The organism is Salipiger sp., assembly GCF_059781815.1.
On record NZ_JBYNAH010000297.1, the window covers coordinates 1 to 4,901 of the forward strand.

Consider the following 4,901-nt stretch of genomic DNA (forward strand, 5'->3'; position numbering starts at 1 on the left):
CGCGTGCTGACACCTCGCCTTGAACAGTTACCTTGTCGCCCTTGCGGATGTACTCCTTGGCGGTCTCCACGGCGGCTTTGTAGCTCTCGCGGGTGAAGTTCGAGACCGGCTCGCCGGCCTCGTGCGCCTCGCCCAGGTCGCGACTGGCCTGCGGCAGCGCGCGCTCGAGGTCGCGGACCGCGTCCATCACGCGCTCGGCGGCACGGGCATAGGCGGCGCGGGCCGAGACGCCCTCCTGCACCCAGGCCGGCGCCACCACGGTGACCTCGCCCTTGACGCCGTCGAGCACCGCGACGACCGAAGGGCGCAGCATCAGCGCGTCGGGCAGGCCCAGCGGGTCGGGGTTGACGTTGGGCAGGTGCTCGACCAGCCGGATCATGTCGTATCCGAGATAGCCGAAGAGCCCGGCGGAGGCCTGCGGCAGATCCTCGGGCAGCTCGATGCGGCTTTCCGCGATCAGCTCGCGCAGCGCGGTGAGCGGGTCACTCTCGACCGGCTCGAAGGCCTCGGGATCGAACCGTGCCTGCCGGTTGATCTGCGCCGTCTCGCCATGACACTTCCACACCACGTCGGGCTTCATGCCGATGATCGAGTAGCGGCCACGCACCTCGCCGCCGGTCACCGACTCGAGCATGAAGGCATCCTTGGCGGCGCCGGTCAGCTTGAGCATCAAGGACACCGGCGTATCGAGGTCGGCGGCGAGCCGGGCGTAGACCACCTGGTTCTGGCCGGCCTCGTAGGCTGCGGCGAAGTCTTCGAAAGCGGGGATGAGCGTCGCCATGGTCTGCCTTACCGGATGTTGCTGAGCACGGCGTTCACCGCCGCCTGATCCACGCTGATGCCGGCGCGCGTCTGGATGTCGCTGTTGAGCGCGCGGAACAGATCCTGCGAGACGCTGCTCGCCGCCTGATCGCGCAGCGCATTGACGAGCTGCTGCATCTGCGCGTCGTCCTTGTTGACCGGCGTCACGTCGTCGAGCCGCACGATCAGCGCCGTGCCGCTGCCGCGCACCGCGCGGGCCTCGCCCGGGGCCATATCGAACACCGCGTCGAGCAGCGCCGGGGACAGGCCCTGCACGCGGGCCTCGCGGGTCAGGCCGCTCTCGGCGGTGGCGTCGAGCCCGTTCTCGCCGAAGCTCTGGTTCTCGGAAATGCGCGTCGCGATGTCCTCGGCCTGCGCCAGCAGCGCGTCGGTGGCCTGCTCCTGCTCCCAAAGCTGTTCCACGCGGTTGCGCACGTCCTCGAACGGGGCCGGCGCCGGCGCGTGCAGCTCGTCGAGGCGCAGCGCGAAGATGCCGCCGTCACCAAGCTCTGCGATGGCGGGGTAATCGCCCTCGGCCACCGCGGCCGCAGCCTCGCGGAAGGTCTGGTAACCGGCGATGCCGGTGTCGGTGGTCGCGGTCCAGTCGATCTGGCCGAGCTCCATGTCGGTATCCTGCGCCAGCTCTTCCAGCGTGGCACCGCCGGCCAGCTCGTCGTCGATGCTCGAGGCCATGCCTTCGATCACCCGACGGGCACGGTCGAGCACCAGAGAGTCGCGCAGGTCCGGCACGGCCTCCTCGTAGGGGGTTTCCTGCGCCGGCAGCACGCCGTTCACGCGGTAAAGCGCCGGGCCGAAGGACGAGGGCGCGGGGCCGACCACGTCGCCGACCGCGGCGCCGAACACCGCCTCGCCGGCCTCGCCGAGCGTGTCGCGGGTCACATCGCCCATGTCGGTGTCGATCAGCGCCAGGCCGCGCTCTTCGACCACGGTCTCGAAATCCGCCTCGCCGGCGGTGATGCGATCGGCGGCCTGCTGGGCCTCGGCCTCGGTGCTGAACACCAGACGCTCGATCAGACGGCGCTCGGGCAGGTTGAACTCTTCCGCGCGCTCGTCATAGGCAGCGCGCAGGGCGTCTTCCTCGACCTCGACGGTGTCGACGATCATGTCCGGCGTCAGCCAGGCGAAGGTGATCGCCTTGGTCTCGGGCAGGGTGAAGAGGTCGATATTGTCGTCGTACCACGCCTGCAGCTCGTCCTCGGAGGGCACCGGCAGGCCGGTGCTCAGCGCGTCGCGCTCGAGCGTGGCCCAGGTGAAGGCGCGGGTCTCGCCGATATACTCGAGCAGCGTGTTGACATAGGCGTCGGGCAGGGTGGTGCCCGAGATCACCGCGGCGCTGAGGATCGAGCGGGCGGCGTCGCGGCGAAGACCTTCCTCGAACTCGGCCTCGTTCAGCCCGGCATTCTGCAGCGCGTAGGCATAGGCGCTGCGGTCGAAGCTGCCGTCGGGGCCGTTGAAGGCCTGCACGTTGCGCAGGTCCTCGGCGACGCGCTCGTCTCCGACCGAAAGGCCGATGCGGTTGGTCTCGTCCTCGAGCGCGGCGTTGGTCACCACCTGCGCCAGCACCTGATCGGTGAGGCCCGACTGGCGCGCCTGTTCCACCGTCACCGCCTGGCCGGTCTGGGCCTGCAGGGCGCGCATCTCGGATTGCAGCGCGCGGGCATAATCGCCGGTCGAGATCGTGGTGTCGCCGACCGAGCCGATGCTGCCGACCCCGCCTGAGAAATTCACCGTGCCGAAGGCGCCGAAACCGACGAAGGAGGCGATCAGGATCGCCCAGACGATGTACTTGGTGATGCCGGCTTTTCCGCGCGCCATGACTGCCTCTTCCCCTATGGTTCTGGCGCCCGTGTCTATGCCGGGCCGTCGGTCCCCGCAAGGGGCCAGTCCAGCGCTTCGAGCCGGTCGAACAGCACCGTGATCGCCTCGGCGTCGAGATTGGCGAAGGCAAAGCGGAAATGCCGCGCGCCGGCCGGGTCTTCGGGCGGTACGAACATGGTGCCGGGCAGGGCGAGGATGCCGGCCTCGTGCACCAGCTTGCGGCCGAGCACATCGGATCCCTCGGCAAACGGGTGTTCGACATAGGCGAAATAGGCACCGAGCCCCTTGAGCCGCCAGCCGCGCGCCTCGAGACGCGGGAATTGCGCGGTGATCGCCGCGCGGCGGGCGAGGATCTCGTCGCGCTCGCCGGCGACCCACTGGCTGAGGTTCTCGAGCCCCCAGAGCGCCGCGATCTGGCCAAGCTGCGGCGCGCAGATCGCCACCGTGTCCTGAAACTTCTCGACCTCCTCGAGCAGCCCCGGCTCGGCAATGATCGCGCCGACGCGGTGGCCGGTGAGGCGGTAGGCCTTGGAGAAGCTGTAGAGCTGGATCAGCGTGTCCTCGTGGCCCGGCTGGCGCAAAAGGTCATGCGGCGCGCCGGAGCGGCTGTCGAAATCCTTGTAGGTCTCGTCGACGATGAGCCGGATGCCGTGCTCGCGCGCGAGGTCATAGAGCGCCCGCAGGGTCTCGGCCGGGTACTCGACCCCGCCGGGATTGTTCGGCGACACCAGCACGATGGCGCGGGTGCGATCGGTGAGCAGGGCGCGGGCGGTCTCGGCATCCGGCAGCAGGTCGTCGCCGGTGGGCAGCGGCACGGTGCGCACCCCCTGCATGTCGAGCCACATCTTGTGATTGAAGTACCACGGCGTCGGTAGAAGCACCTCGTCACCCTCGCCGGCGATGGCGGCCATGGTGGCGGCGAAGGCCTGGTTGCAGCCGGCAGTGATCGCGACCTGCTCGGGGCTGACCTCGGCCTCGTAATGCGCGCTCCAGTCGCGCGCCAGCGCCGCGCGCAGCGCCGGCAGGCCGAGCACGGGCCCGTAGAGATGCGTCTCGGGCTGCTCCATCGCATCGGCCATGGCGCGGCGCAGGGCGGCGGGCGGCGGATCCACCGGCGCGGCCTGGCTCACGTTGATCAGCGGGCGGTCGGCGGGAAAGCTCACGCCCTCGATCCAGCGCTTGGCCTCGGGGACCGGCGGCGTGAAGGTGGATTGCGTGCGGCTGAGATGGGTCATTTGATCGGATCCGGCGTGATTTCGGCGCACGCTATCAGGCCGGTCGGGGCGGGGAAAGGCCTGCCGTGGCGGGCGTTTCCCTCAGGCCTCCGTGGTGTCGAAGGACGCGCGCGCGGCACGGATGCGGGCGTGATTGCGGTCGGCCCAGTCGGTCAGGATGGCGATCGGCTCGAGCGCCGACTGGCCGAGCTCGGTCAGCGCGTATTCCACCGAGGGCGGCTTGGTCGGGAAAACCTGCCGCGAGATCAGCCCGTCGCGCTCGAGCTGCCGCAGGCTCTGGGTCAGCATCCGCTTGGAGATGTCACCCACCTGTCGCTGCAGCGCCGAGAAGCGCTTGGGCCCGGTGGTGAGCGCGATGAGCAGCAGAAGCGTCCATTTCTGGCCGACCCGGTCGAGCACGTCGCGCACCGGGCACACGCCGGGATCGTCCGGCGCGCCGTCGAACCCGGCAAGCTGGCGCAGGATCGCGAGGCCGTCGGGGTTACCCGCATGTTCCTTGGTCATGAAAAAGTGCCTCCTTCACAGGCGCCTGTAGGTGGTCTACATCCGAGACCATATTACGGTTATAGACCAATATCGAAGGAAAGGAACGCCTCATGTCCCAACCGCTCAAGTACCTCGTGACCGGCGCCTCCGGCCAGCTCGGTAGCCTTGTCATCGACGCACTCCTGGCCCGCGTGCCGGCCGGTGAGATCGGCGCACTGGTGCGCCGCCCCGAGGCCGCGGCCCCGCTGGAGGCCAAGGGCGTGAGCGTCCGTGTCGCTTCCTACGATGATCCGGCGGCGCTTGAAGCGGCGTTTGCGGGAGTCGAGCGGCTGTTGTTGGTCTCCTCCAGCGAGGTCGGCCAGCGCGCCGCGCAGCATGGCAATGTCATCGATGCGGCCAAGGCCGCGGGCGTGGGCTTCGTCGCCTATACCTCGATCCTCAAGGCCGACAGCTCGCCGCTGACGGTGCTGCCCGCCGAGCACGTCGCGACGGAGCAGGCGCTGGCGGCCTCCAGTCTGCCTTACGCGCTGCTGCGCAATG

5 protein-coding genes are annotated in these 4,901 nt (G+C 69.4%); 1 reads left to right on the forward strand and 4 read right to left on the reverse strand.

Features of this window, described 5'->3' with window-relative positions; all coding sequences use genetic code 11:
• The 4 genes from AC6RA4_RS23255 to AC6RA4_RS23270 all read right to left on the reverse strand — a co-directional run.
• Positions 1-781 (reverse strand): chorismate-binding protein (locus AC6RA4_RS23255; RefSeq protein ID WP_500164336.1); only part of this gene is annotated, 781 nt, incomplete at its 3' end.
• A gap of 8 nt (positions 782-789) precedes the next feature.
• Positions 790-2,637: a peptidyl-prolyl cis-trans isomerase gene (locus tag AC6RA4_RS23260; RefSeq protein ID WP_500164337.1), complete on the reverse strand. Its 1,848-nt coding sequence runs from the start codon at positions 2,635-2,637 to the stop codon at positions 790-792.
• A gap of 35 nt (positions 2,638-2,672) precedes the next feature.
• The gene (locus tag AC6RA4_RS23265; RefSeq protein WP_500164339.1) at positions 2,673-3,875 is read right to left on the reverse strand and encodes an aminotransferase; all 1,203 of its coding nucleotides are present in this window, start codon (positions 3,873-3,875) and stop codon (positions 2,673-2,675) included.
• Between the two features lie 81 nt (positions 3,876-3,956).
• Positions 3,957-4,379, reverse strand: a complete 423-nt coding sequence (locus AC6RA4_RS23270; RefSeq protein ID WP_500164340.1) for a winged helix-turn-helix transcriptional regulator — start codon at positions 4,377-4,379, stop codon at positions 3,957-3,959.
• A 92-nt stretch (positions 4,380-4,471) separates the two neighbouring features.
• Here AC6RA4_RS23270 and AC6RA4_RS23275 point away from each other — a divergent pair.
• The coding region (locus AC6RA4_RS23275; RefSeq protein WP_500164342.1) for an NAD(P)H-binding protein at positions 4,472-4,901 on the forward strand (430 nt) is incomplete at its 3' end.